The organism is Reyranella sp., from assembly GCF_965249915.1.
In the GTDB taxonomy this organism is placed as follows: Bacteria; Pseudomonadota; Alphaproteobacteria; order Reyranellales; family Reyranellaceae; genus Reyranella.
In genome coordinates this window covers 4,630,781-4,656,635 of record NZ_OZ252257.1, presented here as the reverse complement: position 1 = coordinate 4,656,635, position 25,855 = coordinate 4,630,781, and the positions used below count along the sequence as shown (strand labels likewise).

Annotated in this window: 27 protein-coding genes; 20 read left to right on the top strand and 7 right to left on the bottom strand. The window is 67.4% G+C overall.

The features are described from left to right. Positions 1 to 144 precede the first annotated feature (144 nt). Complete coding sequence (locus tag ACP15H_RS23005) at positions 145 to 726, top strand: malonic semialdehyde reductase (RefSeq protein ID WP_425068459.1); 582 nt, start codon at positions 145 to 147, stop codon at positions 724 to 726. A gap of 1 nt (position 727) precedes the next feature. Here the strand turns inward: ACP15H_RS23005 and ACP15H_RS23000 are convergent, their stop codons facing one another. Together ACP15H_RS23000 and pdxY are read right to left on the bottom strand one after the other, a co-directional pair. Then, on the bottom strand, positions 728 to 1,423 hold the full coding sequence (locus ACP15H_RS23000; RefSeq protein WP_425068458.1) for a LysE family translocator: 696 nt from the start codon (positions 1,421 to 1,423) through the stop codon (positions 728 to 730). A 7-nt stretch (positions 1,424 to 1,430) separates the two neighbouring features. Next, positions 1,431 to 2,294 (bottom strand): pyridoxal kinase PdxY, encoded by an 864-nt coding sequence (gene pdxY, locus ACP15H_RS22995; RefSeq protein WP_425068457.1) that lies wholly within the window; start codon positions 2,292 to 2,294, stop codon positions 1,431 to 1,433. Positions 2,295 to 2,362: 68 nt separating this feature from the next. Here pdxY and ACP15H_RS22990 point away from each other — a divergent pair, with 68 nt between their 5' ends. The 7 genes from ACP15H_RS22990 (at position 2,363) to ACP15H_RS22960 (ending at position 8,988) form a co-directional block, all read left to right on the top strand. Then, positions 2,363 to 3,244, top strand: coding sequence for an HpcH/HpaI aldolase/citrate lyase family protein (locus ACP15H_RS22990; protein ID WP_425068456.1), 882 nt, complete (start codon positions 2,363 to 2,365; stop codon positions 3,242 to 3,244). Beyond that, the gene (locus ACP15H_RS22985; protein ID WP_425068455.1) at positions 3,241 to 4,314 is read left to right on the top strand and encodes a MaoC family dehydratase; all 1,074 of its coding nucleotides are present in this window, start codon (positions 3,241 to 3,243) and stop codon (positions 4,312 to 4,314) included. The genes ACP15H_RS22990 and ACP15H_RS22985 overlap by 4 nt, the downstream gene beginning before the upstream one ends. 134 nt (positions 4,315 to 4,448) lie before the next feature. Further along, on the top strand, positions 4,449 to 4,847 hold the full coding sequence (sdhC, locus tag ACP15H_RS22980; protein WP_425068454.1) for a succinate dehydrogenase, cytochrome b556 subunit: 399 nt from the start codon (positions 4,449 to 4,451) through the stop codon (positions 4,845 to 4,847). A 10-nt stretch (positions 4,848 to 4,857) separates the two neighbouring features. Further along, a complete protein-coding gene (sdhD, locus tag ACP15H_RS22975) occupies positions 4,858 to 5,244 on the top strand; it encodes a succinate dehydrogenase, hydrophobic membrane anchor protein (protein WP_425068453.1) in 387 nt (128 codons plus the stop codon). A gap of 3 nt (positions 5,245 to 5,247) precedes the next feature. After that, positions 5,248 to 7,092: a succinate dehydrogenase flavoprotein subunit gene (gene sdhA, locus ACP15H_RS22970; RefSeq protein WP_425068452.1), complete on the top strand. Its 1,845-nt coding sequence runs from the start codon at positions 5,248 to 5,250 to the stop codon at positions 7,090 to 7,092. A gap of 32 nt (positions 7,093 to 7,124) precedes the next feature. Beyond that, positions 7,125 to 7,904, top strand: coding sequence for a succinate dehydrogenase iron-sulfur subunit (locus ACP15H_RS22965; RefSeq protein ID WP_425068451.1), 780 nt, complete (start codon positions 7,125 to 7,127; stop codon positions 7,902 to 7,904). A 55-nt stretch (positions 7,905 to 7,959) separates the two neighbouring features. Continuing rightward, the gene (locus ACP15H_RS22960) at positions 7,960 to 8,988 is read left to right on the top strand and encodes an amino acid ABC transporter substrate-binding protein (protein ID WP_425068450.1); all 1,029 of its coding nucleotides are present in this window, start codon (positions 7,960 to 7,962) and stop codon (positions 8,986 to 8,988) included. Between the two features lie 161 nt (positions 8,989 to 9,149). On the opposite strand, the gene ACP15H_RS22955 is transcribed toward ACP15H_RS22960, so the two are convergent. Further along, positions 9,150 to 10,754 (bottom strand): serine hydrolase domain-containing protein, encoded by a 1,605-nt coding sequence (locus ACP15H_RS22955; RefSeq protein ID WP_425068449.1) that lies wholly within the window; start codon positions 10,752 to 10,754, stop codon positions 9,150 to 9,152. Positions 10,755 to 10,835: 81 nt separating this feature from the next. Here ACP15H_RS22955 and ACP15H_RS22950 point away from each other — a divergent pair, with 81 nt between their 5' ends. After that, entirely contained in the window at positions 10,836 to 11,645 is an 810-nt protein-coding gene (locus ACP15H_RS22950) for an enoyl-CoA hydratase/isomerase family protein (protein WP_425068448.1), read from the top strand. Between the two features lie 165 nt (positions 11,646 to 11,810). On the opposite strand, the gene ACP15H_RS22945 is transcribed toward ACP15H_RS22950, so the two are convergent. Together ACP15H_RS22945 and phaR are read right to left on the bottom strand one after the other, a co-directional pair. Then, positions 11,811 to 11,999 carry a DUF1289 domain-containing protein gene (locus tag ACP15H_RS22945; RefSeq protein WP_422032121.1) on the bottom strand — a complete coding sequence of 63 codons (189 nt, stop codon included), beginning with the start codon at positions 11,997 to 11,999 and terminating at the stop codon, positions 11,811 to 11,813. A gap of 7 nt (positions 12,000 to 12,006) precedes the next feature. Further along, positions 12,007 to 12,678 (bottom strand): polyhydroxyalkanoate synthesis repressor PhaR, encoded by a 672-nt coding sequence (gene phaR / locus ACP15H_RS22940; RefSeq protein ID WP_425068447.1) that lies wholly within the window; start codon positions 12,676 to 12,678, stop codon positions 12,007 to 12,009. A gap of 142 nt (positions 12,679 to 12,820) precedes the next feature. Here phaR and ACP15H_RS22935 point away from each other — a divergent pair, with 142 nt between their 5' ends. From ACP15H_RS22935 to ACP15H_RS22915, 5 genes are all read left to right on the top strand, one after another. Then, a complete protein-coding gene (locus tag ACP15H_RS22935) occupies positions 12,821 to 13,165 on the top strand; it encodes a hypothetical protein (RefSeq protein WP_425068446.1) in 345 nt (114 codons plus the stop codon). Then, the gene (locus ACP15H_RS22930; RefSeq protein WP_425068445.1) at positions 13,119 to 14,303 is read left to right on the top strand and encodes an alpha/beta fold hydrolase; all 1,185 of its coding nucleotides are present in this window, start codon (positions 13,119 to 13,121) and stop codon (positions 14,301 to 14,303) included. The genes ACP15H_RS22935 and ACP15H_RS22930 overlap by 47 nt, the downstream gene beginning before the upstream one ends. Next, positions 14,287 to 15,159, top strand: a complete 873-nt coding sequence (locus ACP15H_RS22925) for a LytTR family DNA-binding domain-containing protein (RefSeq protein WP_425068444.1) — start codon at positions 14,287 to 14,289, stop codon at positions 15,157 to 15,159. The genes ACP15H_RS22930 and ACP15H_RS22925 overlap by 17 nt, the downstream gene beginning before the upstream one ends. A 116-nt stretch (positions 15,160 to 15,275) precedes the next feature. Continuing rightward, positions 15,276 to 16,466, top strand: a complete 1,191-nt coding sequence (locus ACP15H_RS22920) for an acyltransferase family protein (protein WP_425068443.1) — start codon at positions 15,276 to 15,278, stop codon at positions 16,464 to 16,466. Positions 16,467 to 16,500: 34 nt separating this feature from the next. Then, a complete protein-coding gene (locus ACP15H_RS22915) occupies positions 16,501 to 17,679 on the top strand; it encodes an acetyl-CoA C-acetyltransferase (protein WP_425068442.1) in 1,179 nt (392 codons plus the stop codon). A gap of 209 nt (positions 17,680 to 17,888) precedes the next feature. On the opposite strand, the gene ACP15H_RS22910 is transcribed toward ACP15H_RS22915, so the two are convergent. Further along, positions 17,889 to 18,326: a hypothetical protein gene (locus ACP15H_RS22910; RefSeq protein WP_425068441.1), complete on the bottom strand. Its 438-nt coding sequence runs from the start codon at positions 18,324 to 18,326 to the stop codon at positions 17,889 to 17,891. Positions 18,327 to 18,376: 50 nt separating this feature from the next. Beyond that, positions 18,377 to 19,585, bottom strand: coding sequence for an MFS transporter (locus ACP15H_RS22905; RefSeq protein WP_425068440.1), 1,209 nt, complete (start codon positions 19,583 to 19,585; stop codon positions 18,377 to 18,379). A gap of 145 nt (positions 19,586 to 19,730) precedes the next feature. On the opposite strand from ACP15H_RS22905, the gene phbB reads away from it, so the two are divergent. From phbB to ACP15H_RS22875, 6 genes are all read left to right on the top strand, one after another. After that, a complete protein-coding gene (phbB, locus tag ACP15H_RS22900) occupies positions 19,731 to 20,456 on the top strand; it encodes an acetoacetyl-CoA reductase (RefSeq protein ID WP_425068439.1) in 726 nt (241 codons plus the stop codon). A gap of 94 nt (positions 20,457 to 20,550) precedes the next feature. Then, positions 20,551 to 20,949: a carboxymuconolactone decarboxylase family protein gene (locus ACP15H_RS22895; RefSeq protein WP_422008704.1), complete on the top strand. Its 399-nt coding sequence runs from the start codon at positions 20,551 to 20,553 to the stop codon at positions 20,947 to 20,949. Between the two features lies 1 nt (position 20,950). Further along, a complete protein-coding gene (locus tag ACP15H_RS22890; protein WP_425068438.1) occupies positions 20,951 to 21,754 on the top strand; it encodes a methyltransferase domain-containing protein in 804 nt (267 codons plus the stop codon). Then, positions 21,751 to 23,406 (top strand): gamma-glutamyltransferase, encoded by a 1,656-nt coding sequence (gene ggt, locus ACP15H_RS22885; protein WP_425068437.1) that lies wholly within the window; start codon positions 21,751 to 21,753, stop codon positions 23,404 to 23,406. Before ACP15H_RS22890 ends, ggt begins: the two co-directional genes overlap by 4 nt. A 2-nt stretch (positions 23,407 to 23,408) precedes the next feature. Continuing rightward, positions 23,409 to 24,593 carry a class I SAM-dependent rRNA methyltransferase gene (locus ACP15H_RS22880; RefSeq protein WP_425068436.1) on the top strand — a complete coding sequence of 395 codons (1,185 nt, stop codon included), beginning with the start codon at positions 23,409 to 23,411 and terminating at the stop codon, positions 24,591 to 24,593. Positions 24,594 to 24,618: 25 nt separating this feature from the next. Continuing rightward, positions 24,619 to 25,833, top strand: coding sequence for a patatin-like phospholipase family protein (locus tag ACP15H_RS22875; RefSeq protein WP_425068435.1), 1,215 nt, complete (start codon positions 24,619 to 24,621; stop codon positions 25,831 to 25,833). Positions 25,834 to 25,855: the final 22 nt, after the last annotated feature.

The following is a 25,855-nucleotide window of genomic DNA, read 5'->3' as shown; positions in this document are numbered from 1 at the left end:
CGGCGGCGGAGGCTAGCACAATTCGTGCAATGCAATGGTGGCCGCGAAAGGGCGGGTTCCGAAACCGTAACTTGCTCACGTGCGCGCGTCTCGACCGCGCGACGGCGCTTCGCTACGGTTCGTCAACACCTGAGGGGATTTCGAATGCTCGACGACAAGGCGCTTGCCAAGATTTTCAGCGACGCCCGCACGCACAATGGCTGGCTCGACAAGCCGGTGACCGACGACCAGCTCCGCCACATCTACGACCTCATGAAATGGGGCCCGACCTCGGCCAACTGCCAGCCCACCCGGATCGTCTTCGTGCGGACCAAGGAGGGCAAGGAGAAGCTCAAGCCGGCGCTGAGCGCGGGCAATACCGAGAAGACGATGACCGCGCCGGTGACGGCGATCGTCGCCTACGATCCGGAATTTTTCGAGCACCTGCCGCGGATGTTTCCGCACGACAAGACCGCCATCCACTGGTTCAAGGGCAAGCCCTCGGCCGAACCGACCGCGTTCCGCAACGGCAGCCTGCAGGGCGCCTACCTGATCATCGCGGCCCGCGCGCTCGGCCTCGATTGCGGCGCCATGAGCGGCTTCGACAATGCCAAGGTCGATGCGGCGTTCTTCCCCGATGGCAAGTTCAAGACGAACTTCCTGTGCAACATCGGCTACGGCGATCATTCGAAGCTGTTTGCGCGCAGCCCGCGTTTCGAGTTCGACGAGGTCTGCACGCTCGCCTGAGCTACAGGCCGAGGGCGCGTCCCATCTGCTTCCAGGGCAGTGGCAGGAGCGAGATCAGTGCCACCAGCCCGAAGCCCAGGATGATCGCGCCGGATCCGCGGTTGAGCCACAGCAGGCCGGCGCCGGTGAAGCGGGCCCTGAGCGATACCGACGCCGTGCAGATGATCGTCCACCAGGCCAGAGCGCCGCAGAACACGGCGGCGACCAGCAGGGTGGCGTCGGGCAGGCTCGCGCCGACGCCGGCCAGGTTGCGGCCGGCGAAGGCCGCGCCGAAGGCCATCACGGTGAGTGGATTGAACACCGTGATGAAGAAGCTCGAACTGGCATAGTGCAGGTGGGTCGAGAACTGGTGCTCGCGGTCGTCGGCCACGGGATCGCCGACATTGCGTGGCCGGTGACGCATCGTCGTCCAGCCCATGATCACCAGGACGAGGCCGCCGATGCCCAGCAGCCAGGCCTCCCGCTCGATCACGAACTGCTGCACGAAGGACAGGCCGAAGGCCGCGACGGCACCGAACACCGCGTCGCCCAGTGCCGCGCCGATGCCGGTCATGTAGCCGGCCATGGCGCCGACGGTGATGGAGCGCCGGATGCAGAGGGCCGCCGCCGGCCCGACCGGCACCGCGATCAGGAAGCCGATCGCCGCCCCCTCGATGGCCAGCGAGATGGGATTGAACACGAAACCCGGCACGTCCATCGCGTGCCTATAGCCTCTCGGCCTTGAACGCGCGCGGCGGGGCGACCAGCCGGTCCTGCGCCGCCACCAGCTGCAGCTCGCGCTCGCCCATCGCCCGGGTGGCTTCCAGCACCGCGAAGATCGACGAGGCGGCCTTGCCCAGCGCATCGGCGATTTCGTCGCCCGAGATCCAGTGGGCCGTGAACAGGGCGGCGACGGCGTCGCCGGTGCCGTTCGGTGCGATCTCGAAGCCGATCATCGGCGTTGCCACCCGCCAGGCTGCCTCCCGCGTCACCGCCACCATCTCGATCGTGTCGGCCGAGGCGTCGGCACGGCGCAGGCTGGTGATGAGGGCGAGCCGCGGCCCCGGTCGCTCGCCCTGGAGCAGGGTGCGTGCGGCCGCCAGCGCCTCGTCCATGGTCGAGACGGTGCGGCCGGTCAGGTGTTCGAGCTCGAAATGGTTGGGTGTCACCAGGTCTGCAGCGGGGATCGCGCGCTCGCGGAAGAAGGTATCGATGCCCGGCTTGACGTAGATGCCCGTGTCGATGTCGCCCAGAACCGGATCGCAGCACCAGACGGCGCGCGGGTTGGCCGCCCGCACGCGGCGTGCAGTGTCCAGGACGACATCGGCCAGCGCCGCGTCGCCGACATAACCCGTGAGCAAGCCATCGCACCGCGAGAATTGGCCCAGCGCCTCGATGCCCTGAACGATCTCCGAGACCTGCTGGGCCGAGGCCGCGCGACCGCGCCACGCGCCGTACCCCGTATGATTGGAGAACTCGACCGTATTCACCGCCCAGACTTCGTGGCCCAATCGTTGCAGGGGAAAAGCTGCCGCACGATTACCGACGTAGCCGTAGGCGACATGGCTCTGGAGGGACAGGAAGCGCATGGCCGGCGCCACCTTGCCACAAGGAGGGCCGTCATTATAGTCCGCCGCGTTTTCGGGGAGGCCCAGAGATGTCGAAGTCCGTCCGTCCGCGCCGCAGCGTGCTCTACATGCCCGGGGCCAATACGCGTGCGCTGGAAAAGGCGCGCACCCTGCCGGCCGATGCGCTGATCTTCGACCTCGAGGACGCGGTGGCGCCCGATGCCAAGGAGGCGGCGCGTGCCAACGTGGTCGCGGCGGCGCAGAGCAAGGGCTACGGCAAGCGCGAGATCGCGATCCGCTGCAACGGTCTCGGCACGCCCTGGGGCGCCGCCGACATCACCGCGATCGCCAAATCGGGCGCCGACGCGGTCGTGGTGCCGAAGGTGGAGAGCGCGGCCGAGGTGGCAAGCGTCATCGGCCTGCTCGATGCGGCCGGCGCGCCCGAGTCGATGGCGGTCTGGGCGATGATGGAGACGCCCAAGGGCATCCTGCGCGCCGAAGAGGTGGCGGCCTCGCATCCGCGGCTCACGCTGTTCATCATGGGCACCAACGATCTGGTGAAGGACATGCGCGCGCGCCACACGCCGATGCGCCTGCCGATGATCACGGCGCTCGGCCTCGGCATGCTGGCTGCTCGTGCCCACGGCCTCACCATCCTCGATGGCGTCTACAATGACATCCAGGACGCCGAAGGCTTCCGCGCCGTCTGCCAGCAGGGGCTGGAGATGGGCTTCGACGGCAAGACGCTGATCCATCCCACGCAGGTCGAGCCCTGTAACGAGGTGTTCGCGCCCTCCGCGGCCGAACTGGAAATGGCGGCCAAGATCGTGACGGCCTTCAAGGCGGCGCAGGCCGAGGGCAAGGGCGTTGTCACCGTCGATGGACGCATGATCGAGAACCTTCACGTCGATCAGGCCGAGCGTGCGCTGGCGCTCGCCACCGCGATCAAGGAGCTGCAGGCCGCGCCATGAGTTCCAAGAGTTCCAGCAAGACCAACAACGGCAACTTCTTCGAGGATTTCCGCGTCGGGCAGGAGTTCCATCATGCCACGCCGCGGACGCTGACGGAGGCCGATGCGGCGCTGAACGTCGCGCTCTACGGCTCGCGCTTCGCCATCAACTCTTCGGACGAATTCGCGCGCGCGATCGGCCTGCCGCGCGCGCCGCTCGACGACATGCTCGTCTTCCACGTCGTGATCGGCAAGACGGTGCCGGACATCTCGCTGAACGCCGTCGCCAATCTCGGCTATGCCGAGTTCCGCTGGGGCGTGCCGGTCTATCCGGGCGACACGCTGTCGTCGAAGTCGACCGTGCTGGGCCTGCGCGAGAATTCCAACAAGACGAGCGGCGTCGTCTGGGTGCGCTCGACGGGCGTCAATCAGAAGGGCGAGATGGTGCTCGACTATGTGCGCTGGGTGATGGTGCACAAGCGCGATCCCGAGGCGCCCGTCCAGCCGACCGTCGTGCCGAAGACCGCGCCGGCGGTGAAGCCGGAGGATCTCGTCGTGCCGGCCGGCCTGGCGCTCGGCGGCTATGACGACGGCGCCGCCGGCTCGTCGCATCGCTGGGAGGATTACGCCCCGGGCGAGCGCATCGACCATGTGAGCGGCATCACGCTCGAGGACTCCGACCACATGTTCTCGACGCGGCTCTACCAGAACACCGCGCGCGTCCATTTCGACGCCTTCGCCGGCAAGCAGACCCGCTTCGGCCGTCGTCTCGCCTATGGCGGTCACGTGATCTCGCTGATGCGGGCGCTGTCGTTCAACGGGCTGGCCAACGGTTTCCGGGTCGCCGCCTTCAATGCCGGAAGCCACGTGGCCCCGACCTTCGGCGGCGACACGATCTATGCCTGGTCGGAGGTGCTGGAGACGGCGCCGTTGCCGGGCCGTGAGGATGTCGGCGCTTTGCGAATGCGAAGCATTGCGGCAAAGGATTGCCCGTGTGGCGAGTGGCCGGGCAAGGGCGCGGACGGCAAATACCACCCGGCCGTGGTCCTCGATCTCGACTATTGGCTGCTGATGCCGAGGCGCAAAGCCTAGCGGAACAGCCGGCAGGCGGATTTGCGCTTGCAAATCCGGGGCTTAAGGCTCGTGCGACGCCGACATTCGTTGACTTGATGCGGCTGCGCGCTAAAAACAGCGCCAGCCGATATCGGCACTAGAGGTCATCACGGATGAGCGTCGCCAACCGGCCGGTGCATCGGCCGCTTTCTCCGCATCTGCAAGTCTATCGCCCGCAGCTCACCTCCATTCTCTCGATCCTGCATCGTGCGACGGGCATCGCCCTGTCGGTGGGCGTGCTCTATCTCGCCGTCTGGGTGATGTGCGCGTCTGCGGGTCCCGGGACCTATGCGAAGTTCCAGGGCTTCAACAGTTCGATCGTCGGGCGCTTCGTGCTGGGCGGCTGGCTGTTCTGCATGTTCTATCACCTGTTCAACGGCATCCGGCATCTCTTCTGGGATGCGGGCTACGGCTTCGAGCTCAAGGACGCCTATCGCAGCGGCCGGCTGGTCGTGGCGGCTTCCCTCGTGGTGACGGCGATCGCATGGATCGTCGGTCTGCGGCTGATCTGAGGAGCGACGGATGAACAGCGATCTCAGAAGCCCCCTCAATCGCGCCCGCGGTCTCGGCTCGGCCAAGGACGGGCTGCATCACTGGTGGGCGCAACGTCTCACCGCCCTCGCGCTGATCCCGCTCGTGATCTGGTTCGCCATCTCCCTCGTAACGATGAGCGGTGCCGACTACGGCATGGTGCGCGCCTGGATCGGATCGCCGGTCGCGATGGTGCTGCTGATCCTGACCATCGTGATCGGGCTGCATCACGGCCAGCTCGGGTTGCAGGTCGTGATCGAGGACTACGTGCACAATGACGGTATCAAGCTGGCGCTGATCGTGGCGGTGAGGTTCATCGCGGTCTTGTTCGGCCTGGCTGCGGTCGTGGCCATCATGCGTATCGGATTCGGAGGCTAAGTCATGGCCGAGGCCAGCAGCGGCAAGAGCACCCCGCCCGTCGCGGGAATCGTCAACATCGGCAACACCGCCTACAAGGTGATCGATCACGAATACGACGTGGTCATCGTCGGTGCCGGCGGTGCCGGTCTTCGCGCGACCTTCGGCATGGCCAACAAGGGCTTCAAGACAGCCTGCATCACCAAGGTGTTCCCGACCCGCAGCCACACCGTGGCGGCGCAGGGCGGCATCTCCGCCGCGCTGGGCAACATGGGCCCGGACGACTGGCGCTGGCACATGTACGACACGGTCAAGGGCTCCGACTGGCTCGGCGACCAGGACGCGATCGAATATATGTGCCGCGACGGCATCGGCGCGATCATCGAGCTCGAGCATTACGGCGTGCCGTTCAGCCGCACGCCCGAGGGCAAGATCTACCAGCGCCCGTTCGGCGGCATGACGACGGAATACGGCAAGGGCATCGCCCAGCGCACCTGCGCCGCCGCCGACCGCACCGGCCACGCGATCCTGCACACGCTCTATCAGCAATCGCTGCGGAACCACGCCGAGTTCTTCATCGAGTATTTCGCCCTCGACCTGATCATGGACGAAGGCGTCTGTCGCGGCGTCATGGCCTGGAACCTCGACGACGGTACCATCCATCGCTTCCGCGCCCACAAGGTGGTGCTGGCGACCGGCGGCTACGGCCGCGTCTACCAGACGGCGACCTCGGCCCACACCTGCACCGGTGACGGCGGCGCCATGGCGCTGCGCGCCGGCCTGCCGCTGCAGGACCTCGAGTTCGTGCAGTTCCATCCGACCGGCGTGTTCGGCGCCGGCTGTCTCATCACCGAGGGCGTGCGCGGCGAAGGCGGCTACGTCACCAACTCGAGCGGCGAGCGCTTCATGGAGCGTTATGCGCCGTCGGCCAAGGATCTGGCCTCGCGCGACGTCGTCAGCCGTTCGATGACCGTCGAGATCCGCGAAGGCCGCGGCTGCGGTCCGAACAAGGATTACATCGAGCTGCACGTCGAGCATCTCGACCCGAAGATCATCCACGAGCGCCTGCCGGGCATCGCCGAGACCGCGCGCATCTTCGCCGGCGTCGACGTCACCCGCCAGCCGATCCCGATCCTGCCGACCTGCCACTACAACATGGGCGGCATCCCGGCGAACTATCACTGCGAAGTGATGACGGTGAAGGACGGCAATCCCAACACCGTCGTCCCTGGCCTGATGGCGCTGGGCGAGGCTGCCTCGATCGGCGTCCATGGCGCCAACCGTCTCGGCTCCAACTCGCTGCTCGAGCTGGTCGTGTTCGGCCGCTCCGCCGCCAACCGCGTGGCCGAGCAGATGACGCCGGGCCAGCCGCACAAGGACATGAAGAACGCCGGCGAGGAGGCGATCGCCCGCCTCGACCGCGCCCGCCACGCCAATGGCGGCACGCCGACGTCCCAGCTGCGCGCCATGATGCAGAAGACCATGCAGAACGATTGCGCGGTGTTCCGCACGACCAAGACCCTCGAAGAGGGCTGCGTGAACATGGACAAGGTGTTCGCGGGCAAGGACGACGTTCGCGTCAAAGACCGCTCGATGATCTGGAACTCCGATCTGATGGAGACGCTGGAGTTCGAGAACCTGATCCTCCAGGCGCAGGGCACGATCCGCTCGGCGGCCAATCGCAAGGAAAGCCGCGGCGCCCACGCGCACGAGGATTTCCCGGACCGCAACGACAAGGACTGGCTGAAGCACACGGTCGTCTGGGTCGACGAGAAGACCGGCAAGACCCGGATCGACTACCGTCCGGTCAACCTGCAGCCGATGAGCAACGACGTCCAGTCGTTCCCGCCCAAAGCCCGCGTGTACTAAGCGCCCGCGTGTACTGAGTTCGAGAGGACCAAATGGCCGAGTTCACTCTTCCCGCCAATTCCAAGGTCGGCGTCGGCCAGACCTACGCCGCTCCGGCGGGCGCCAAGAACATCCGGAAGTTCAAGGTCTACCGCTGGACCCCGGAGGACGGGAAGAACCCGTCCGTCGACACCTACGAAGTCGACATGGACACCTGCGGGCCGATGGTTCTCGACGCGCTGATCAAGATCAAGAACGAGATGGACAGCTCGCTCACCTTCCGGCGCTCGTGCCGCGAGGGCGTGTGCGGGTCGTGCGCCATGAACATCGACGGCACCAATACGCTGGCCTGCACCAAGTTTATCGACGAGGTGAAGGGCGACATCAAGATCTACCCGCTGCCGCACATGCCGGTGGTGCGCGACCTGGTGCCCGACCTCAACGTGCCCTACGCCCAGCTCACCTCGATCGAGCCGTGGCTGAAGTCTTCCACCCAGCCGCCGACGCGCGAGCGCCTGCAGTCGCCGGAGGAGCGCGCCAAGCTCGACGGCCTGTGGGAGTGCATCCTGTGCTTCTGCTGCTCGACGTCGTGCCCCAGCTACTGGTGGAACGGCGACCGCTATCTCGGCCCGGCCATCCTGCTGCAGGCCTATCGCTGGATCGCCGACAGCCGCGATGAAGCCAAGGGCGAGCGCCTCGACAATCTCGAGGATCCGTTCCGGCTCTATCGCTGCCATACGATCATGAACTGCACCAAGACCTGCCCCAAGAGCTTGAACCCGGCCAAGGCGATCGCCGAGATCAAGAAGCTGATGGTCGAACGCACCATCTAGGCGGCTCGCCTTTTGCTATGCTGAAGCCACCGGGAGACAAAAGGGGGCTTCAGCCATGTCATTCAAATCCATCACCGTAGCGGCCGCGCTCGCGTCCACGGCGGCGCTCGTCGCCGGTCCGGCATCGGCCGGCCCGACCTTCGACGCGGTCAAGGCCAAGGGCTTCGTCCAGTGCGCGGTCAACACCGGCCTGGCGGGTTTCTCGTTTGCCGACAGCCAGGGCAAGTGGACCGGCCTCGACGTCGATCTGTGCAAGGCCATCGCCGCGGCGATGTTCGGCGACGCCGAGAAGGTCAAGTTCACGCCGACCACCTCCCAGCAGCGCTTCGTCGCCCTGCAGTCGGGCGAGGTCGACGTCATCACCCGCAACGCCACGCAGACCCTGCTGCGCGACACCTCGCTGGGTTTCAACATCGCGGGCGTCAATTTCTACGATGGCCAGGGCTTCATCGTGCCGGCCAAGAGCAACATCAAGAGCGCGAAGGATCTGAACGGCGCCACGGTCTGCGTGCAGCCGGGCACGACGACCGAACTCAACCTCGCGGACTATTTCCGCAAGAACAAGATGACCTTCAAGCCGGTGCTGATCGAGAAGCTCGACGAGCTGCTGCAGGCCTATGCTTCCGGCCGTTGCGACACCTACACGACCGATGCCTCGGGGCTCGCCGCGGTGCGGGCCGGCCAGCTCGCCGGCAAGGGCGAGCATGTCATCCTGCCCGAGCGCATCTCCAAGGAGCCGCTCGGCCCGATCGTGCGCCACGGCGACGACCAGTGGTTCGATCTCGTGAAGTGGACCCTGATGGGCATGATCGAGGCCGAGGAGATGGGCATCACGTCGAAGAACGTCGACGAGATGCTGAAGAGCGACGATCCCGCAGTGAAGCGCTTCCTGGGAGTCACGCCGGGTTTCGGCAAGGCCGCCGGTGTCGACGAGAAGTGGATGTACAACGTCATCAAGCAGGTCGGTAACTACGGCGAGAGCTACGACCGCCATGTCGGCCCGGCCACGGCGCTCAAGCTCGAGCGCGGCCAGAACGCGCTGTGGACCAACGGCGGCCTGATGTACGCGATCCCGTTTCGTTGAGGTCGGGAGTTTAAATAATTCCGTCGTCTCGACCGTAGCGCGCAGCGCGGAGTGGAGAGACCTCTCTCCACAATTAGCCGGCTTTTGGCGGAGCGAAGGTCTCTCCGCTCCGCCTCGCTACGCTCGGCTGCGGTCGAGACGACGGTTCTTTTTCGAGAGCTTCAGGGCGTGAGATCGAACCGCATCCTCTTGATGCGGCCGGTCGAGACTTCGAGGGCGACGATCCTGCCGTCGCGGTCGCGGACCAGATGGGCGAGCTGGGTGGCCTTGATCCAGCTGCCCGGCGATTCGACCTCCACCGTCTCGGCATCGAGGCCGCGCACGATCCAGGGCGCGCCGCCCGAGATCAGCGGTCCGCCGACCTCCATCGTCCAGTCCTTGCCATTGCGGCTGATGCGCCACACGGCGGCGCAGTCGGACGAGACGTAGGTGCCGGCGAGATCGGCCGGTACCGCCGCGCGCTTGGCGAGCTTGCCGAAGGTGACGATGCGGCCGGCGCCGAGATCGACCTTCAGCGTGCCCTTCGGGCCGGGCTTCAGGGCGAATTCGTAGGAGCCACGCTCCGCCGCCAGCCAGCCGCCGGCCCGCCGGCCCAGCACGAAGGGCATCCCGTTCTGCGTCACGACGGCCTCGCCGTTGCGCCACGCCAGGTCGAACAGCGACGGTTCTGCCGCGCTGAACCAGGTGCCGGCCAGCGGCTTGATCTCGGCGGCCGTGATCGGCGGCAGCGCGGGCTTCATCCTCTTGTCGTCTTCCAGCGCCAGCGCCGCGATGGTACGGGCGCGCCGCCAGGGATCGATGCTGCCCAGGTTGGCGATCACGACGACGGTGAGGTCGGCCTTCGGCACGCGCAGGAATTCCGTGCGGAAGCCCGGCCACAGGCCGCCATGGCCGACCGTCTGCAGGCCACGCAGCGCCTCGACCGCGACGCCGCGGCGGTAGTTGTTGGCCTTGCCGCCGGTGAGGGGCGCAACGGCCGTGAGCTGCGCCGGGATCGTCTTTCCGAGCGTCGGCCGGTCGAAATGCCGGCTCCAGATCAGCAGGTCCTCGACGGTGGAGGTGAGGCCGCCTTCGCCGCCCTGAGGGTAGGCATGCGCGGCGCGGCGGAAGCCCTGCTCGGCATCGCCGAGATAGCCGGTGGCGAGGTTCGGGATCACCGCGTCGATCTCGGCGACCAGCGAGGTGTGCGCCATGCCGAGCGGCTTGAAGATGCGTTCGGCCAGCACGTCGCCCAGCTTCTTGCTTGCCAGCTTCTCGACGATCAGGCCCAGCAGCAGGAAATTGGTGTTGCTGTAGAGGAAGCGGCTGCCGGGTGCGAAGTTGAGATGGCGGTTGCGCGTGCAGGCGTCGAACAGGTCTTCGGGCCGTGCCGGCCTGTCGAGCCCGTGCCCGCCCAGACGCAATAACTCGAGGAAATCGGGCAGGCCGCTCGAATTGCGCATCATCTGGTCGATCGTCACCGGCAGCGGCGGCAGCTCGGGCAGATACTTGTGCGGCGGATCGGAGAGCTTGAGCTTGCCTTCGGCCGCCAGCATCAGGGCCGCCGTCACCGTGAACTGCTTGCTCACCGAGGCGATGCGGAAGCGCGTGTCGGGCCGGATCGGCACGCCGAGCTCGATGCTGGCCAGGCCGAAGCCCTTGCAGAACGCGATCTCACCGCCGCGCATCACGCCGACGACGGCGCCGGGCGAGCCGGGCTTGGTGTAAGGGGCAAACAACGCGTTGACGCGGCGCTCGAAGACGGCGGATTCAATGGCTTTCGACATGCAGGCCAGTCAATCGAAGCGGCTCGCCCTTGTAAAGGCGAGCCGCTAGGCTTGCGCGAAGAGTCGGGGAGAAAGCGCGCGATGGATCGTCAGTTCGTGAAGATCGAGAAGGGGCTGGGGCCGCAGGGGCGCATCGCTGTCGTGCGCTTCGACCGCGGCGACAACATCAATGCGCTGAGCCAGCAGGCGATGCGCGAGCTGCGCGACGTGCCGCGCGAGTTCGAGGACGATCTCGAAACCTCGGTCGTGATCCTGACGGGATCGGCCAAGGCTTTCTCCGCCGGCTTCGACCTCAAGGATGGCGACGGCCGCGCCCGCGACGGCTTGCCAATTGGCGAGCGCATCCATCGCCAGCGCCTGGGGCCCAGGATGTGCAAGGCGTGGCAGGACATGGACCAGATCACGATTGCCGCCATCGAGGGTCACTGCATCGGCGGCGGCGCGGCGCTGGTCGTGTCGCTCGACTTCCGCACCTGCGGCCGCTCGGCGCATTTCCGCATTCCCGAGGTCGAGCTCGGCATGAACATGAGCTGGGGCTCGATCCCGCGCATGCTGGCGCTGATGGGCCCCGCGCGCACCAAGCAGGCGGTGATCCTGGCGTCGGACCGGATCGGGGCGGCGCAGGCGCTGGACTGGGGTCTCGTCGAGGACGTCGTGGACGACGGCCAGGCGCTCGACGCGTCGATGGCATTCGCCGAGCGCATCGCCCGCCAGCCGCCCATTCCGGTGCGCATGACAAAGGCCACGGTCAACCGCCTCGCCCATGCGCTCGACGATCTCGGCAGCCACATGGACGCCGACCAGAACGTGCTGACCGGCCTGACCGAGGACTACAAGGAAGGCACGTCCGCCTTCCGCGAGAAGCGCAGGCCGTCGTTCAAGGGACGCTGATCATTGCTTTCAACTTTCCTCCCCCGTCATACGGGGGAGGTGGCCGCAGGCCGGAGGGGGAGAGCCACAGGTCTGATCTCTTCCGGTCCGACGATCATCGCGTTGCCTTCCCCCTCCCTCTTCTCCTCCCCCGTACGATGGGGGAGGAGAAGAGGGAGTGGTCGGCTAGAGCTTCCGCGTCGGCAGCTGGTCGACGATCGCCTGGCGTGCCGGGTCGTCGAGCATGGCCCAGCGGCCGATCTCGTCGATCGTGCGCCGGCAGCCGAGGCAGAGGCCGCTCTTCTGGTCGAGCTTGCAGATGCCGATGCAGGGCGACATCACGCGACGGACCGCGGACGATGGCGACGACGTCATCGAGCGGTCAGGGCTTCTTGCCGAGTTCCGCGAGCTGGCTCTGCAACTCGTCGAGCTTGCGCTTCAGGTCGTCGATCGCCGCATCGCTGGACGGCGCCGCGCTCTCCGGCCTGGCCGGCTCGTGACCGTTGGCGGCCCCAGGCGACGAAGAGGGCGACGGCGCGGATGCCTGCCCGCTGCCGGGAGCCTGCGCGCCGGGCGCGGTGCCGAAGGGGTTGAACATGCGCATGGCGTTCTCGAACATCGCCATGTTCTGCTTGCCCATCGATTCGAACTGCTGGAACGGATTGAAGCCGAAGGCATTCTGCATGTAGCGCCGCATCTGGTCCTGGTTGCGGGCGAACTGCGTCATCGACATTTCGAGATATTGCGGCACCACGCCCTGCAGGCTGTCGCCGTAGAAGGAGATGAGCTGGCGCAGGAAGGGAATCGGCAGCAGCGTCTGGCCGCCCTTGCTCTCTTCCTCGAAGATGATCTGCGTCAGCACCGAGCGCGTGATCTCGTCGCCCGTCTTGGCGTCGTAGACCACGAAGTCGGTCTTGTCCTTCACCATCTGGGACAGATGATCCAGCGTCACATAGGCCGAGGTCGCGGTATTGTAGAGCCGTCTGTTCGCGTACTTCTTGATCACCACCGGCGCCGATTTCGGTCCGCCGTCGGGTACTGCCTGGTCGGCCATTACGCTTCGCTCCTCTAGCTCCCGCGCGCGGTGAACGCTCGTTTACTCAGGGTTCGCCACCTTAGCGCCGATGCCGCAGTGCGACAACCCAACCTTCGCCGATCGAAGCAGCGTTGGCGCGGCTATGCGTTATAGTGCGCAGATGGTCTCCGGAAACGACGACAAGACGGCCGGTACAACCGACTCGGGCGCCGAATTCGACAGGCTGGCCCGGCGCTATCTCGATCTGTGGCAGGCCCAGCTCGCGGGCCTCGCGTCGGATCAGGCCGTCACCGAGCAGATTGCCCGCCTGTTCGCGGCCGCGAATTCCCAGGTCGCTTCGGCATTGCAGGTTGCGCAAGGAGCGTCCCATGCAGGTACGACTAGGTCCCCGTCCACTGCCGCTCCATCTGGGAACGGCCCTGATGACGTGGGCGAGCTCCGAAAGCGCGTGGAGTCTCTTGAAGCAAGGCTCGCCGACCTCGAAGCCCGCCTCCGCGGTTCCTGAATCGCTGGCGGCCCTGCTGCCGGAGATCGCCGCGCTCGAAGCCAAGGCCGGGCCCGGCCAGTTCGAACAGGCGCTGCAGCGCGAGATTCGTCGTCGCCAGGTCCGGCTGGCCGACGGCGTGCTCGCCTATCAACGCAACGACGTCCATCGCACGCTGGTCGATCCGCCTGCCGTGTGGCGCGAAGGCAATACGCGCCTGCTCGATTACGGCACCACGCATCGCGCGTCGCGCAAACGCGGCGCGCGCGCCGTGCTGGTCGTGCCCTCGCTGATCAATCGCTGGGAGGTGCTCGACCTGACGGCGGAGAAGAGCCTCATGCGCGCCATGGCGGCGCAGGGGCTGCGGCCTTATCTCGTCGACTGGGGAACGCCCGACGACGAGGAGCGGCGCTTCGACTCCACCGCCTATGTCGCGCGCCTCGAGCGGGCGCTGGGCTATGTGGCCCGGCGGGCCCGGCGGGCGCCGGCGGTCCTCGGCTACTGCATGGGCGGCACGCTCGCCGTGGCGCTGGCGGCGCGCCGGCCGCGTCGCGTCGCGGGCCTCGCGCTGATGGCGGCACCGTGGGATTTCCACGCCGATCGAACGGGGCAAGCCTTCCTGCTCTCGACCGGGCCGCTGCTCGCGGAGGTGGCCGATCGCGTGGGCGAGTTGCCGGTCGACATCCTGCAGACCCTGTTCTGGTCGCTCGATCCCTGGTTGTCGGTGAAGAAGTTCGGACGTTTCGTGGGGCTCGATCCCAAGGGCGAGAGTGCCAAGGAGTTCGTCCTGCTCGAGGACTGGCTGAACGGCGGGGCGCCGCTTGCCGGTCCGACCGCGCGCGAATGCCTGGTCGGCTGGTATGGCGAGAACTCGCCGGGCCGGGGCCAGTGGGTCGTCGGCGGCAAGCGCATCGTGCCGTCGAAGATCAAGGTGCCGTCGCTGGTCATGATCCCCTCGGGCGATCGCATCGTGCCGCCGCTGTCTGCGGCCGCGCTCGCGGATCCGAAGAAGGGGCTGAAGAAGGCGACCCGGATCGACCTGCCGCTCGGTCACATCGGCATGGTCGTCAGCGGTCGCGCCCGCGAGCTCTGCTGGACGCCGCTGATCGACTGGATTTCCGCTCTTCCTGTCCGGCGATCCCGTGTCGCCGCCGGCTAGGTCCGTCGACTGGCGCGTGCCGGCGATCTGGGCGGTGCTGCTCACCGTCTCGGTGTTCGCCCATGTCCATGTCGAGATCGCCAACGAGACGGCGCGCGGCGTACGGATGCCCTATGCGACGGCGCTGGCGATCCAGATTGCCAGCCACCTGGTGGTGGTGGCGCTGCTGCCGGCGATCTACTGGCTGCATCGGCGCTGGCCGATCGCCGGGCATCCGCGCAACCTGCTCATCCATGTGACTGCGGTCGTGCCCTTCAGCATCGCCCATACGGTCGGCATGGCGGCGCTCCGGTTCGTGTGGTTCGGGGGAGTGCTGGGCGAGACGCACAGCTTCCCGCTCACCGTCGACCGGATGCTCTACGAGTTCGCCAAGGACATCATCGCCTATGGCCTGCTGAGCGCCGGCGCGGTGGCCTTGCGCCACATCCTCGCCCGTCCGGCACCGCCCGTCGCCGCCGAACCGGGCGCCGAACCCACCGGCCAACCTGTCGCCGAGCCCACGCCGCCAGCGGTGGCGCCCCTGCCCGAGCGCTTCGCGGTGCGCCGCAAGGGCCGGGAAGTGATGGTCGAGGTGGCCGACATCGACTGGATAGAAGCCTCGGGCAACTACGCCGTGCTGCATGTCGGCGACGAGACGTTCGAGATCCGCTCCTCGCTCACCCGGCTGGAAGGCGAGCTCGACCCCAAACGGTTCGTGAGGGTGCACAAGTCGCACCTGGTGAACATCGCCCGCGTGGTCGAGGTGACGCCCTGGGTGAGCGGCGACTGGCGCATCCGGCTGCAGAGCGGCGCCGAGGTCAATCTGAGCCGCCGCTATCGGCAGCGTTTCGAGGCCCTGGCGCCCGTCCGGGCCTGACCGGACGTCCCGCACGGCTCGCCGGTCGTCCCACGTGCTCTGCCGGTCATCACAAAACGACGCGAAATCAAGGGCTTGCAGGGTAGGTCGGGGTACCCACCCACCGGAGCTTCCGCATGCCCCGCCTTGTTGCCGCCCCTGCCATCCGACGTGCCGATCTCGACTGGCTGCGGGTCCTCGCCTTCGGCCTGCTGATCTTCTACCACGCCGGCATGGCCTGGTCGGGCTGGAGCTGGCACGTCACCAGCCCGGACAGTCTCGAGGGATTGCGCGAGGCCATGCGGTTCCTCAACCGCTGGCGCATGCCGCTGATCTTCGTGGTTTCGGGGGCAGCCATCATGCTGGCGCTGGGCGACCGCACGCCCGCTTCCTTCGTCCGCGACCGGCTGAAACGCCTGCTGCTGCCGCTGGCTTTCGGCATGGTCGTGATCGTGCCGCCGCAGGTCTATCTGGAGCGGCTCTATCGCGGCCAGTTCAGCGGCTCGTTCCTGCAGTGGCTGCCCCAGGCCTTCGAGGGCACCTATCCCGCCGGCAATCTGAGCTGGCACCACCTGTGGTTCCTGGCCTACGTGCTGGTCCTCACTTTGTTGCTCCTGCCCGTCTTCCTGTGGGCCCGGTCGCCCTCGGGGCAGGCCGCCGTCGCGAAAGCCGGCCGGATCGCCGCCCGCTTCGGCCTGCAGTGGACGATGGTCCTGCCGCTCGCGGGTTCGACCCTGTGGCTGGCGCCGATCTCCTGGAACATCAACGGGCTGGTCGGCGACTGGCACGGCCTCGTCTCCTACGGCGCGCTGCTGCTCTACGGCGCCTTCCTCTTCGGCTCGTCCGATCTGCTGGCGGCGCTGGAGCGCCAGCGCCTCTTCTCGCTGGCCGTCGGAATCGCGGCCTATGCCATCCTCTATTTCGGCTTCTTCACGGGCACGGTCCGGCCGACCATCCCGCCGGAGGTGCGGCCGGCTTTTGCGCTGCTGTCGGCGGTCAATGCCATGGCGTGGCTGTTCGCCATCATCGGCTTCGCGCACCGGTATCTCATCGGGCGGCCGGCGTTTCTCTCCAAGGCGACCGAAGCGGTCTATCCCTTCTACCTGATCCACCAGACGGTGACGGTCGTGGCCGTCTACTGGCTCCTGAAGATCGGTGCCCCACCGGTCCCGGGCTTCCTTGCGGCCGTGGTGGCGACCTTCGCCGGAACCTGGTTGATTTACGCAGGCCTTGTGCGCCCGTGGCGCTGGATCCGGCCGCTGTTCGGAATGAAGCCGGCCCGTCCGGGCGAGCGGCGGTCCTTGCCCCGCCGCGCGGCAGGCCTATAAATATCCGCAAGGGCGGCCTGCCAAGGAGGATTTCATGACGGACATCGTAATCGCGAGCGCAGCGCGCACGCCAATCGGCTCGTTCAACGGCGCGTTCGGTGCCGTGCCGGCACACGACCTGGGCAAGGTCGCCATCAAGGGCGCGCTCGAGCGCGCCAAGGTGAAGCCCGAGGAAGTCGACGAAGTCATCATGGGCCAGATCCTGACCGGCGGTCAGGGCCAGAACCCGGCGCGTCAGGCGGCCGTCAATTCCGGCATCCCGGTCGAGAAGACCGCGCTCGGCATCAACCAGCTCTGCGGTTCCGGCCTGCGTGCCGTCGCCTTCGGCTGGCAGGCGATCCGCAACGGCGACGCCAGCATCATGGTGGTCGGCGGCCAGGAGAGCATGAGCCAGGCGCCGCACGCCGCGCATCTGCGCGACGGCACCAAGATGGGCGAGCTCAAGATGGTCGACACCATGCTGAAGGACGGTCTGTGGGATGCGTTCCACGGCTATCACATGGGCAACACCGCCGAGAACGTCGCGCAGAAGTACCAGATCACCCGCGCCGAGCAGGATGCCTTCGCGGCCTCGTCGCAGAACAAGGCCGAGGCGGCCCAGAAGTCCGGCCGCTTCAAGGACGAGATCGTCCCGGTGACGGTCAAGACCCGCAAGGGCGAGGTCGTCGTCGACAGCGACGAGTTCCCGCGTCACGGCACGACGGTCGAGGCGCTGGGCAAGCTGCGTCCGGCCTTCGCCAAGGAAGGCGGCTCGGTCACCGCCGGCAACGCCTCGGGCATCAACGACGGCGCCGCGGCGCTGGTGCTGATGAGCGCCGACGAGGCCAAGAAGCGCGGCATCACCCCGCTCGCGAAGATCGTGTCGTGGGCGACCACGGGCGTCGATCCGTCGATCATGGGCATCGGCCCGGTCACCGCCTCGCAGGCCGCGCTGAAGAAGGCCGGCTGGACGGTGAAGGATCTCGACCTCGTCGAAGCCAACGAGGCATTCGCCGCCCAGGCGGTCGCCGTGGGCAAGGAACTCGGCCTCGATGCCGCGAAGCTCAACGTCAACGGCGGCGCGATCGCGCTCGGCCATCCGATCGGCGCCTCGGGCGCGCGCGTGCTGACCACGCTGCTCTATGAAATGCAGAAGCGCGACGCCAAGAAGGGGCTCGCCACCCTGTGCATCGGCGGCGGCATGGGCATCGCGATGTGCGTCCAGCGCGACTGATCTTCCAGTCGACGCCTAGAGATCGAACGCCCGAAGGATCGCTCCTTCGGGCGTTTTCATTGAAACAACCTCATGCTGAGAAGCGCTCCGACGGAGCGCGTCTCGAAGCATGGGCCACACGCACCGCGCCCGTTGCCCATTCTTCGAGACGGCCGCTGCGCGGCCTCCTCAGGATCAGGTGGGGTGGTGAACGCGAACCGGCGAGAACTCTAAGGATTGTAGTAGCTACCGACCTGGGTGCCGGCGCGGACGAGGCGGCGGCCGTCTTCCTGCGACAGCCAGGTGAGCTGGGCGTCGTCGGTGCCCTTGGGCTGAGCCAGCAGGAAGCGGGTCTCGCCGGGAACGACGGTGATGACCAGTTCGGTGCTCTCGCTGCTGCCGAAGGCGCGCAGATCGTAGGGATTGGGCGGCAGGTCGAGGCGCATCCAGGTCGATCCCGTCAACCCGCCGATGGGGTGGCGGCTCATCGAGATGGGGATGCTCGGCGCATCCGGCGGAGCCTTGTCGCGCACGATGTAGAGGGCCGCCATGCCGTCCTTGGCCACCGGGAAGGACGTCGTGCCATAGGCCTGGTACCAGGGCGACGGCGAGTTCTGGCAAGCAGACAGGGAAAGCGCCAGCAACGCGGCGCCCAGAAACTTAATCATGCAACGACCTCCGCCGGCAAAGTCCGACGGACCGGCCTGCGGGTCAAGCCTCAGCCTGTCGCTGGGGCCGGCAGGACGCGCAGGCGCGCCAGCGGTGACAGGATGATGACGAGGGTCGACAGCGCGAACGCCACGGCGATCAACAGCAGGGCCGCGTGCATCCCGGCGTGTGCCGCCACCAGCCCGCCGGCCAGGGCGCCCAGCGGACGAACGCCGTAGATCGCGGTCTGCACCGTGGCGTTGACCCGGCCCATCAGCGGCGACGGCGTCACGAGCTGGCGGACGGTCGTCTGACAGATCAGCCAGAGCATCGGCCCGAACCCCACCAGGAAATAGCCGCCGGCAGAGAGGACCAGGCCGTTGCCGGACGGAGCGGCGAGGAACATCAGGGCCGCCACGATCGATATGGCCGGCCCGAACATCAGGGTCACGAACGGCGGCAAGCGGCGCGCCGTCGCGGGCGCCACCAGAGCACCCAGGATCAGCCCGGCGCCATAGGTCGATTGCGCGAGGCCCATATGCGCCGGGTCGAGGCCGAGCGGTCCCAGCGCCAGCGGCGCCCAGATGGCAAGCAGCGCGAAGAACGCGAAGTTCCAGAAAATCGCGCAGAGGCTGATGCCGCGCAGCAGCTCGTTGCGCACCACGAAGGCCGCGCCGAGGCGGATGGCGCTGGCGAGAGTCGGACGGTCGCCCTGTGTCGTCGGAGCCGTGCCTTCCGGCAACGCGAGAACGCACACCAGCGCCAGCGCCGCTCCCAGGGCTGCCAGCGCATAGCCCCAGGTCGGCGACAGATGCTGGGCGAGCAGGCCGGCCACGAACGGGGCGGCGAGACTGACGACGGCACGCGCCAGTTCGAGGCGTGCATTGGAGCGGGGCAGGTCGCCGGGCGCCACGAGGCTCGGCAGCAGCGAGACCGAGGTGAGAACGTAGACCACGGTGCCCGATGCGCCGGCGACGGCGGCGAGGCCCAGCAGGACGACATAGCCGGAGGCCGCCGCTGCAACCGCGACGATCGAGGCGGTGAGGCCGAGCGCCAGCGCGACGATCAGCATGCGGCGGCGCGGCAGTCGGTCGATCCAGGTGCCGGCGGGCAGCGAGACCAGCAGCCAGGCAGCGCTTTGCGCGGCGACCAGCAGGCCGAGCAGGTCGGGGCCGGCGCCCAGGACGAGCGTGGCGGTCAGGGGCAGGGTGGCGAGCGCCAGCTGGTCGGCGGCATGGGTCCCGGCGGCGGCGCCGAGCAGGGCGGTGAAGGGCTTCATGACGTCGCTTCTAGAGTCGAGACGACAGCCCGCTCTATCCGGCGGCGTCCCTCAATTCGAATCGCGCGCGACGTCAATCTGACGCTTGCCCGGGACGGGGGCTAACCGGCTAGACTGCAGGAGCGATATCTCCAGGGAGGAAAAAATGGCCGGACGGGTAGCAGTCGTGACGGGCGGAACGCGTGGCATCGGCGGTGCCATCTCCCGGATGTTGAAGGACAAGGGTTACAGGGTTGCCGCAACCTACGCCGGCAACGACGAGGCGGCGCAGAAGTTCAAGGCCGAGACTGGCATCGCCGTCTACAAGTTCGACGTGTGCGACTTCGAGGCCTGCCAGAAGGCCGTCGCCCAGATCGAAAAGGATCTCGGGCCGGTCGAGGTGCTCGTGAACAATGCCGGCATCACCCGCGATTCGACGATGCGCCGGCTCACGCGCGACATGTGGGAGGCGGTGATCGACACCAATCTCGGCTCCTGCTTCAACATGAGCAAGGCGGTGTGGGACGGCATGAACGCGCGCGGCTTCGGCCGTATCGTCAACATCGGCTCGATCAACGGCCAGGGTGGCCAGTACGGCCAGGTGAACTACGCCGCCGCCAAGTCGGGCATCCATGGCTTCACCAAGGCGCTGGCCCAGGAAGGCGCGCCCAAGGGCATTACCGTGAATGCGATCGCGCCGGGCTACACCGACACCGACATGGTGTCGGCCGTGCCGGCCAACGTGCTGGAGAAGATCGTGGCCAAGATTCCGGTCGGCCGGCTGGGCAAGGCCGAGGAAATCGGCCGCGGCGTGATGTTCCTGATCGCCGACGATGCCGGTTTCATCACCGGTTCGACCCTGTCGATCAACGGCGGCCAGCACATGTACTGATACGAACCTGGCATCAGCTTGATACTGACCAGGCGGCGCGAAAGCGCCAAGATGGGCCGGCACATTGCCGGCCCTTTTCATTGGTGGAGCAACCATGGCCAAACTGACCGAATACGAGGACATGAACCCGCGGGCCAAGGCCGTCGTCGAGGGCATCGCCAAGGCGCGCGGCATCGATCCCGCGGGCATCAACAATGTGTGGAAGGCGCTGGCCCGCCACCCCGACACGATGGAGCGCTTCGCCGCCGAGATGAAGGCGGTGATGGCGCCGGGCGCGCTCGACGGTCTCACCAAGGAGCTGATCTATCTCGCCGTGTCGGTCGCCAACCAGTGCGATTACTGCATCAACTCGCACGGCTACATGGCGCGCCAGAAAGGCATGACCGAGGAGATGTTCGACGAATTCATGGCGGTCGTGCTGGCTGCGCAGAAGGGCAACAAGATCGCGACGGGCTATCGTGTGCCGATCGACGAGGCCTTCGAGGAGAAGTGACGTGAGCGACGCCAAGTCCACGGTGTGGGATGCCAATCTCTACCTGAAGTTCGCCGATCACCGCACGCGGCCGGCGCTCGACCTGATGGGCCGCCTCGATCCGGCCAACGGCGCACGACCAGGCCATGCGATCTACGATCTGGGCTGCGGCGCGGGCAACATCTCGCGCATCCTGGCGGAGCGCTTTCCCGAGGCACCTGTCATCGGCATCGATTCGTCGGAGGAGATGCTCGCGAAGGCACGCAGCCAGACGGTCGATGCGCGCGTCACCTTCGCCAAGGGCGACCTCGCGCATTTCCAGCCCGGCCTGCCGCCCGGCATTCTCTACAGCAACGCCGCCTATCAATGGCTCGACGGCCATATCGAGATGTTTCCGGGCCTGTTGAAGCTTCTGCCGTCGGGCGGGCAGCTCGCGATCCAGATGCCGCGCAATCATGAGGCGCCTTCGCATGCCTCGATGAACGAAGCGGCGCAGGCCGGTCCGTGGCGGGACAAGCTCACGAAAGTGCGCCCGATCGTTCGCGTCGAAGAGCCGGAACGCTATTACGACGTGCTGAAGCCGCTCTGTTCGGATCTCGAAGTCTGGGAGACGATCTACCAGCAGCCGCTCACCGGCAAGGACCCGGTGGCGCAGTACACCTCGTCGACCGGCCTGCGTCCCTACCTCGAACTGCTGCAGGAACCGGAGCGCAGCGCGTTCTACGAGGCCTATGCGGCGCTGCTGCGCAAAGCCTATCCGACGCGTCCCGACGGCATCACGCTGTTTCCGTTCCGTCGTCTCTTCATCGTGGCGCGCCGCGCATGATCGTGCGGCACCTGCTGGGGGTCGCGCTGCTGCTGGTCGCGGCCTGTCGCGCGCCTGCCGCGGAGGCGGCGCCACAGTCGATGGTGGCGGCCGCCCATCCGCTGGCGGTCGAGGCGGGGTTGGAGGTCCTTCGTCGCGGCGGCACCGCCGTCGATGCGGCGATCGCCGTCCAGATGGTGCTGGGCGTCGTCGAGCCGCATGCGTCGGGGATCGGCGGCGGCGGCTTCCTGCTGCACTATGACGGCACCAGTCATGCCATCACCGTCTACGATGGCCGCGAGACGGCGCCGACCGGTGCGAGTCCGGCGATGTTCCTGTCGACCGATGGGAAGCCGCTTGGCTATCGCGAGGCCGTGGCCTCCGGCATGTCGGTCGGTGTTCCCGGCGTGATGGCCATGCTCGAGCTCGCGCACAAGGAGAAGGGCAAGCTCGCCTGGAGCGAGTTGTTCGGTCCGGCGATCGCCGCGGCGCGCGACGGCTTTCCGGTTTCGTCCCGTCTCGCCGCCTGGCTCCAGAGGATTCCGGCGCTGCGCGAGGAGCCGGCGATCCGCGAGACCTACTTCGATGCCGACGGCGCGCCGCGCAAGCTGGGCGAGCGCATCGCCAACCCGGCGCTCGCCGACACGATGGAACTCATCGCCAGGCAGGGCGCGCGCGTGATGTACGAAGGTCCGATCGCGGCGGAGATGATCGACCGCGTGCGCAGCCATCCCCGGCCGGGCACCCTCTCCGCCGCCGATCTCACCGACTACAAACCGATCAGGCGGGAAGCCGTGTGTGGGTCCTATCGCATCTGGACCGTCTGCGGGATGCCGCCGCCCTCGTCGGGCGGGATCGCGGTCCTGCAGGTGCTCGGTCTGATCCAGCCCTTCGACCTTCAGCGCGATCCTCCCAACGATCTTCGCGCTGTCCATCTGATCGCCGAGGCAAGCCGCCTGGCTTTTGCCGACCGCGACCGCTACGTCGCCGATCCCGCCTTCGTCGACGTGCCGGTGGCCGGCCTGCTGTCGCCCGCCTATCTCGCGGAGCGCCGCAAGCTGATGTCGCCGGATCGCAGCATGGGCGCGGTCGGCCCCGGCGTGCCGCCCGGCTATATCGAGCGCGGCACCAGCCATGTCAGCATCGTCGATCGCTGGGGGAACGCCGTCGCCTTCACCACGACCATCGAGGCGCCGTTCGGCGCTCACATCATGGTGCGCGGCTTTCTGCTGAACAACGAACTCACGGATTTCTCGCCCCTCCCCGAGCTTGCCGGGAAGCCGGTCGCCAACCGGGTGCAGCCGGGCAAACGGCCGCGTTCGTCGATGTCCCCGACCTTCGTTCTCGACCGGGAGGGCAGGCTGGTCGCGGCCCTGGGCTCGGCAGGCGGGGCCCGGATCATCGGCGACACGCTGCAGGCCCTGATCGGCATGCTGGACTGGGACCTGTCGGCGCAGGCCGCCGTCGACCTGCCGCGGGTGATCAGCCTGAACGGGGCGACCGAACTGGAGGAGGGCACACCGATCGCCGACCAGGCGGCCGCCTTGCGCGCGCTGGGCCATGAAGTACAAGTCCGCCGGCATGAAGGCGGCCTGACCGCCATCCGGCGCAACGGCGACGGGTGGGAAGGCGGCGCCGATCCGCGGCGCGATGGCGTCGCCCGAGGAGAATAGATTTGGCCCTGAAGAAGCTCCCCACCGTCATCCTGCGCGCCGGCGAGGATCGCCGCGTCCGCTCCGGCCATCCCTGGGCCTTCTCCAACGAGATCCTGATGGACGCCGACGCCAAGGCGATTCCCGCCGGCAGCCTGGCCACCCTGCGGGCGCCGGGCGGCGAGGCGCTGGGAGTCTGCACGTTCAACCCCCATTCGCTGATCGCCGCCCGCCTTCTCACGACGAATCCCGAAGCCCAGATCGACGCGTTGTTCTTCGGGCGCCGGCTGGCCCAGGCCGCCGCGTTGCGGGACCGGCTGGTGGGCGTTCCCTATTACCGCCTGATCCATGCCGAGGCCGATGGACTGCCCGGCGTGATCGTCGACCGGTTCGGCGATTCCTTCGTGGTGCAGGTCAATACCGCCGGCATGGACGCGCTGACGCCGGTCATCCTCGAGGCGCTGGAGGCGGAGTTCTCGCCCCGGACGATCATCCTCAAGAACGATTCGCCGGTGCGCGTGCTCGAGGGCCTGCCGCGCGAGGTCGTGGTGGCGAAGGGCGAGGCCGGCAGCATCGAGCTGATCGAGAACGATGCCCGCTTCGTGGCCGACCTGTCGGGCGGGCAGAAGACCGGCTGGTTCTACGACCAGCGCGACAACCGGCGCTTCATGGCCGGTCTGGCCAAGGATGCGCGCGTCCTCGACGCCTATTGCTACAGCGGCGGCTTCGGCGTGCTGGCGGCGACGCGCGGTGCGAAGTCGGTGTTGTGCCTCGACCGGTCGCAGCCCGCCCTCGACGCCGCCCAGAAGGCGGTCGAGCTGAACAAGGTCGAGAAGATCGTGTCGCTCCAGAAGGGCGAAGTGTTTGAAACGCTGGAGAAGCAGAAGCCGCGCAGCTACGAGGTCGTGATCTGCGATCCGCCGGCCTTCGTGAAGAACCGCAAGGACCTCAAGATCGGCGCGCAGGGCTATCGCAAGCTGGTGCGCCTGGCGGCGCCGCTGGTCACCAAGGGCGGCTTCTTCTTCGTGGCGTCGTGCTCGCATCTCGTCGATGTGCCGCTGTTCGCCGAGCAGGTCCGCCGCGGCCTGCGCGATGCCGAGCGCAATGGCCGCATCCTGCTGAGCAGCGGCGCCGCGCTCGACCATCCGATCCATCCGGGCCTGCCGGAGACGGCCTATCTGAAAGCCATGGTGCTGCAACTGGACTGACCACGAGAAGGCAGGGGGAGAGGGGATGTCGACAATCGCAATGGGCCGCCGCTGCCTGCTGGTGGGCGCGGCGTTGCTGGGGCTCGTCGGGACCGGCTGTTCGATTCCGGCTCGCGACGACGCGGTGCCGCGCCTGCACACGGAGCAGGCAATGCCGCTCGGCATTCCCAATGCGCGCTTCTACGCCGACGGCGATCCCAAGCCGATGGTCGAGGAGGGCGCGCGGTCCGGCCTGCGCGAGATAGCCGCCCTGCGTGCCGAGGGCAGGTCGCCGATGCGGGTTCCACCAGCCTACTTCCTCGCCGTGTCCGGCGGCGGTGACAACGGTGCCTTCGGCGCCGGGATCATGAACGGCTGGACGGCGATCGGGACGCGCCCGACGTTCAAGGTGGTGACGGGCGTCAGCACCGGGGCGCTGATCGCGCCCTTCGCCTTCCTGGGCTCCGACTACGATGCGCAGTTGCGCGAGGTCTATACGACCATGACGCCGGAAAAGGTCTATCGCCGGCGCGGTCTCACGGCGGCGCTGTTCGACGACGCCATGGCCGACACGGGCCCGCTCGCGGAGATCATCGCGAAGTATGCCGACCAGAAGATGTTCGACGCGATCGCGGCCGAGTACAACAAGGGGCGGCTGCTGATGATCGGCACGACCGATCTGGATGCCCAGCGGCCGGTCATCTGGAACATCGGCGCCATTGCCGCCAGCGGACATCCGGGTTCGCTCGATCTCTTCCGCAAGATCCTGCGCGCGTCGGCCGCCATCCCCGGCGCCTTCCAGCCGGTGCTGATCGACGTCGAGCTCGACGGCAAGAAATACCAGGAGCTGCATGTCGACGGCGGCGCCATCGCCCAGCTCTTCCTCTATCCGCCGTCGATCGATATCTCCAGCCTCAAGCGCGAACGGCACGCCTACATCATCCGCAACGCCCGGCTCGATCCCGACTATGCGATGGCCGAGCGCCGCACCATCACCATCGCCGGTCGCGCGATCGCCACGATGCTGGCGGCCAGCGGCGTCAACGACGTGATCAGGACCTACTTCGTCTCGCAGCGCGACAAGGTCGACTACAACCTCGCCTATATCGGGCGTGATTTCGAGGCGCCGAAGCAGGGCGAGTTCGACCAAGCCTACATGAACGCGCTCTACGAATATGGCGTGCGGCAGATCGTGGAAGGCCGCGCCTGGCACAAGCATCCGCCGGGTCTGGAAACGCTGACCGCCGTGCCGGCCCGCTGAATTCGGCAGGTGGCTGGCACGA

Bases quoted from the DNA above. Each gene is read 5' to 3' on its own strand.
- pdxY (WP_425068457.1), bottom strand. From the start codon at position 2,294: ATGCGCTTCCTGTCCCTCCAGAGCCATGTCGCCTACGGCTACGTCGGT.
- ACP15H_RS22990 (WP_425068456.1), top strand. From the start codon at position 2,363: ATGTCGAAGTCCGTCCGTCCGCGCCGCAGCGTGCTCTACATGCCCGGG.
- ACP15H_RS22945 (WP_422032121.1), bottom strand. From the start codon at position 11,999: ATGACGTCGTCGCCATCGTCCGCGGTCCGTCGCGTGATGTCGCCCTGC.
- sdhD (WP_425068453.1), top strand. From the start codon at position 4,858: ATGAACAGCGATCTCAGAAGCCCCCTCAATCGCGCCCGCGGTCTCGGC.
- sdhA (WP_425068452.1), top strand. From the start codon at position 5,248: ATGGCCGAGGCCAGCAGCGGCAAGAGCACCCCGCCCGTCGCGGGAATC.
- ACP15H_RS23000 (WP_425068458.1), bottom strand. From the start codon at position 1,423: ATGGACGTGCCGGGTTTCGTGTTCAATCCCATCTCGCTGGCCATCGAG.
- phaR (WP_425068447.1), bottom strand. From the start codon at position 12,678: ATGGCCGACCAGGCAGTACCCGACGGCGGACCGAAATCGGCGCCGGTG.
- ACP15H_RS22950 (WP_425068448.1), top strand. From the start codon at position 10,836: ATGGATCGTCAGTTCGTGAAGATCGAGAAGGGGCTGGGGCCGCAGGGG.
- ACP15H_RS23005 (WP_425068459.1), top strand. From the start codon at position 145: ATGCTCGACGACAAGGCGCTTGCCAAGATTTTCAGCGACGCCCGCACG.
- ACP15H_RS22965 (WP_425068451.1), top strand. From the start codon at position 7,125: ATGGCCGAGTTCACTCTTCCCGCCAATTCCAAGGTCGGCGTCGGCCAG.
- ACP15H_RS22875 (WP_425068435.1), top strand. From the start codon at position 24,619: ATGTCGACAATCGCAATGGGCCGCCGCTGCCTGCTGGTGGGCGCGGCG.
- ACP15H_RS22955 (WP_425068449.1), bottom strand. From the start codon at position 10,754: ATGTCGAAAGCCATTGAATCCGCCGTCTTCGAGCGCCGCGTCAACGCG.
- ACP15H_RS22905 (WP_425068440.1), bottom strand. From the start codon at position 19,585: ATGAAGCCCTTCACCGCCCTGCTCGGCGCCGCCGCCGGGACCCATGCC.
- ACP15H_RS22935 (WP_425068446.1), top strand. From the start codon at position 12,821: ATGGTCTCCGGAAACGACGACAAGACGGCCGGTACAACCGACTCGGGC.
- ACP15H_RS22910 (WP_425068441.1), bottom strand. From the start codon at position 18,326: ATGATTAAGTTTCTGGGCGCCGCGTTGCTGGCGCTTTCCCTGTCTGCT.
- ACP15H_RS22960 (WP_425068450.1), top strand. From the start codon at position 7,960: ATGTCATTCAAATCCATCACCGTAGCGGCCGCGCTCGCGTCCACGGCG.
- phbB (WP_425068439.1), top strand. From the start codon at position 19,731: ATGGCCGGACGGGTAGCAGTCGTGACGGGCGGAACGCGTGGCATCGGC.
- ggt (WP_425068437.1), top strand. From the start codon at position 21,751: ATGATCGTGCGGCACCTGCTGGGGGTCGCGCTGCTGCTGGTCGCGGCC.
- ACP15H_RS22985 (WP_425068455.1), top strand. From the start codon at position 3,241: ATGAGTTCCAAGAGTTCCAGCAAGACCAACAACGGCAACTTCTTCGAG.
- ACP15H_RS22915 (WP_425068442.1), top strand. From the start codon at position 16,501: ATGACGGACATCGTAATCGCGAGCGCAGCGCGCACGCCAATCGGCTCG.
- ACP15H_RS22895 (WP_422008704.1), top strand. From the start codon at position 20,551: ATGGCCAAACTGACCGAATACGAGGACATGAACCCGCGGGCCAAGGCC.
- sdhC (WP_425068454.1), top strand. From the start codon at position 4,449: ATGAGCGTCGCCAACCGGCCGGTGCATCGGCCGCTTTCTCCGCATCTG.
- ACP15H_RS22920 (WP_425068443.1), top strand. From the start codon at position 15,276: ATGCCCCGCCTTGTTGCCGCCCCTGCCATCCGACGTGCCGATCTCGAC.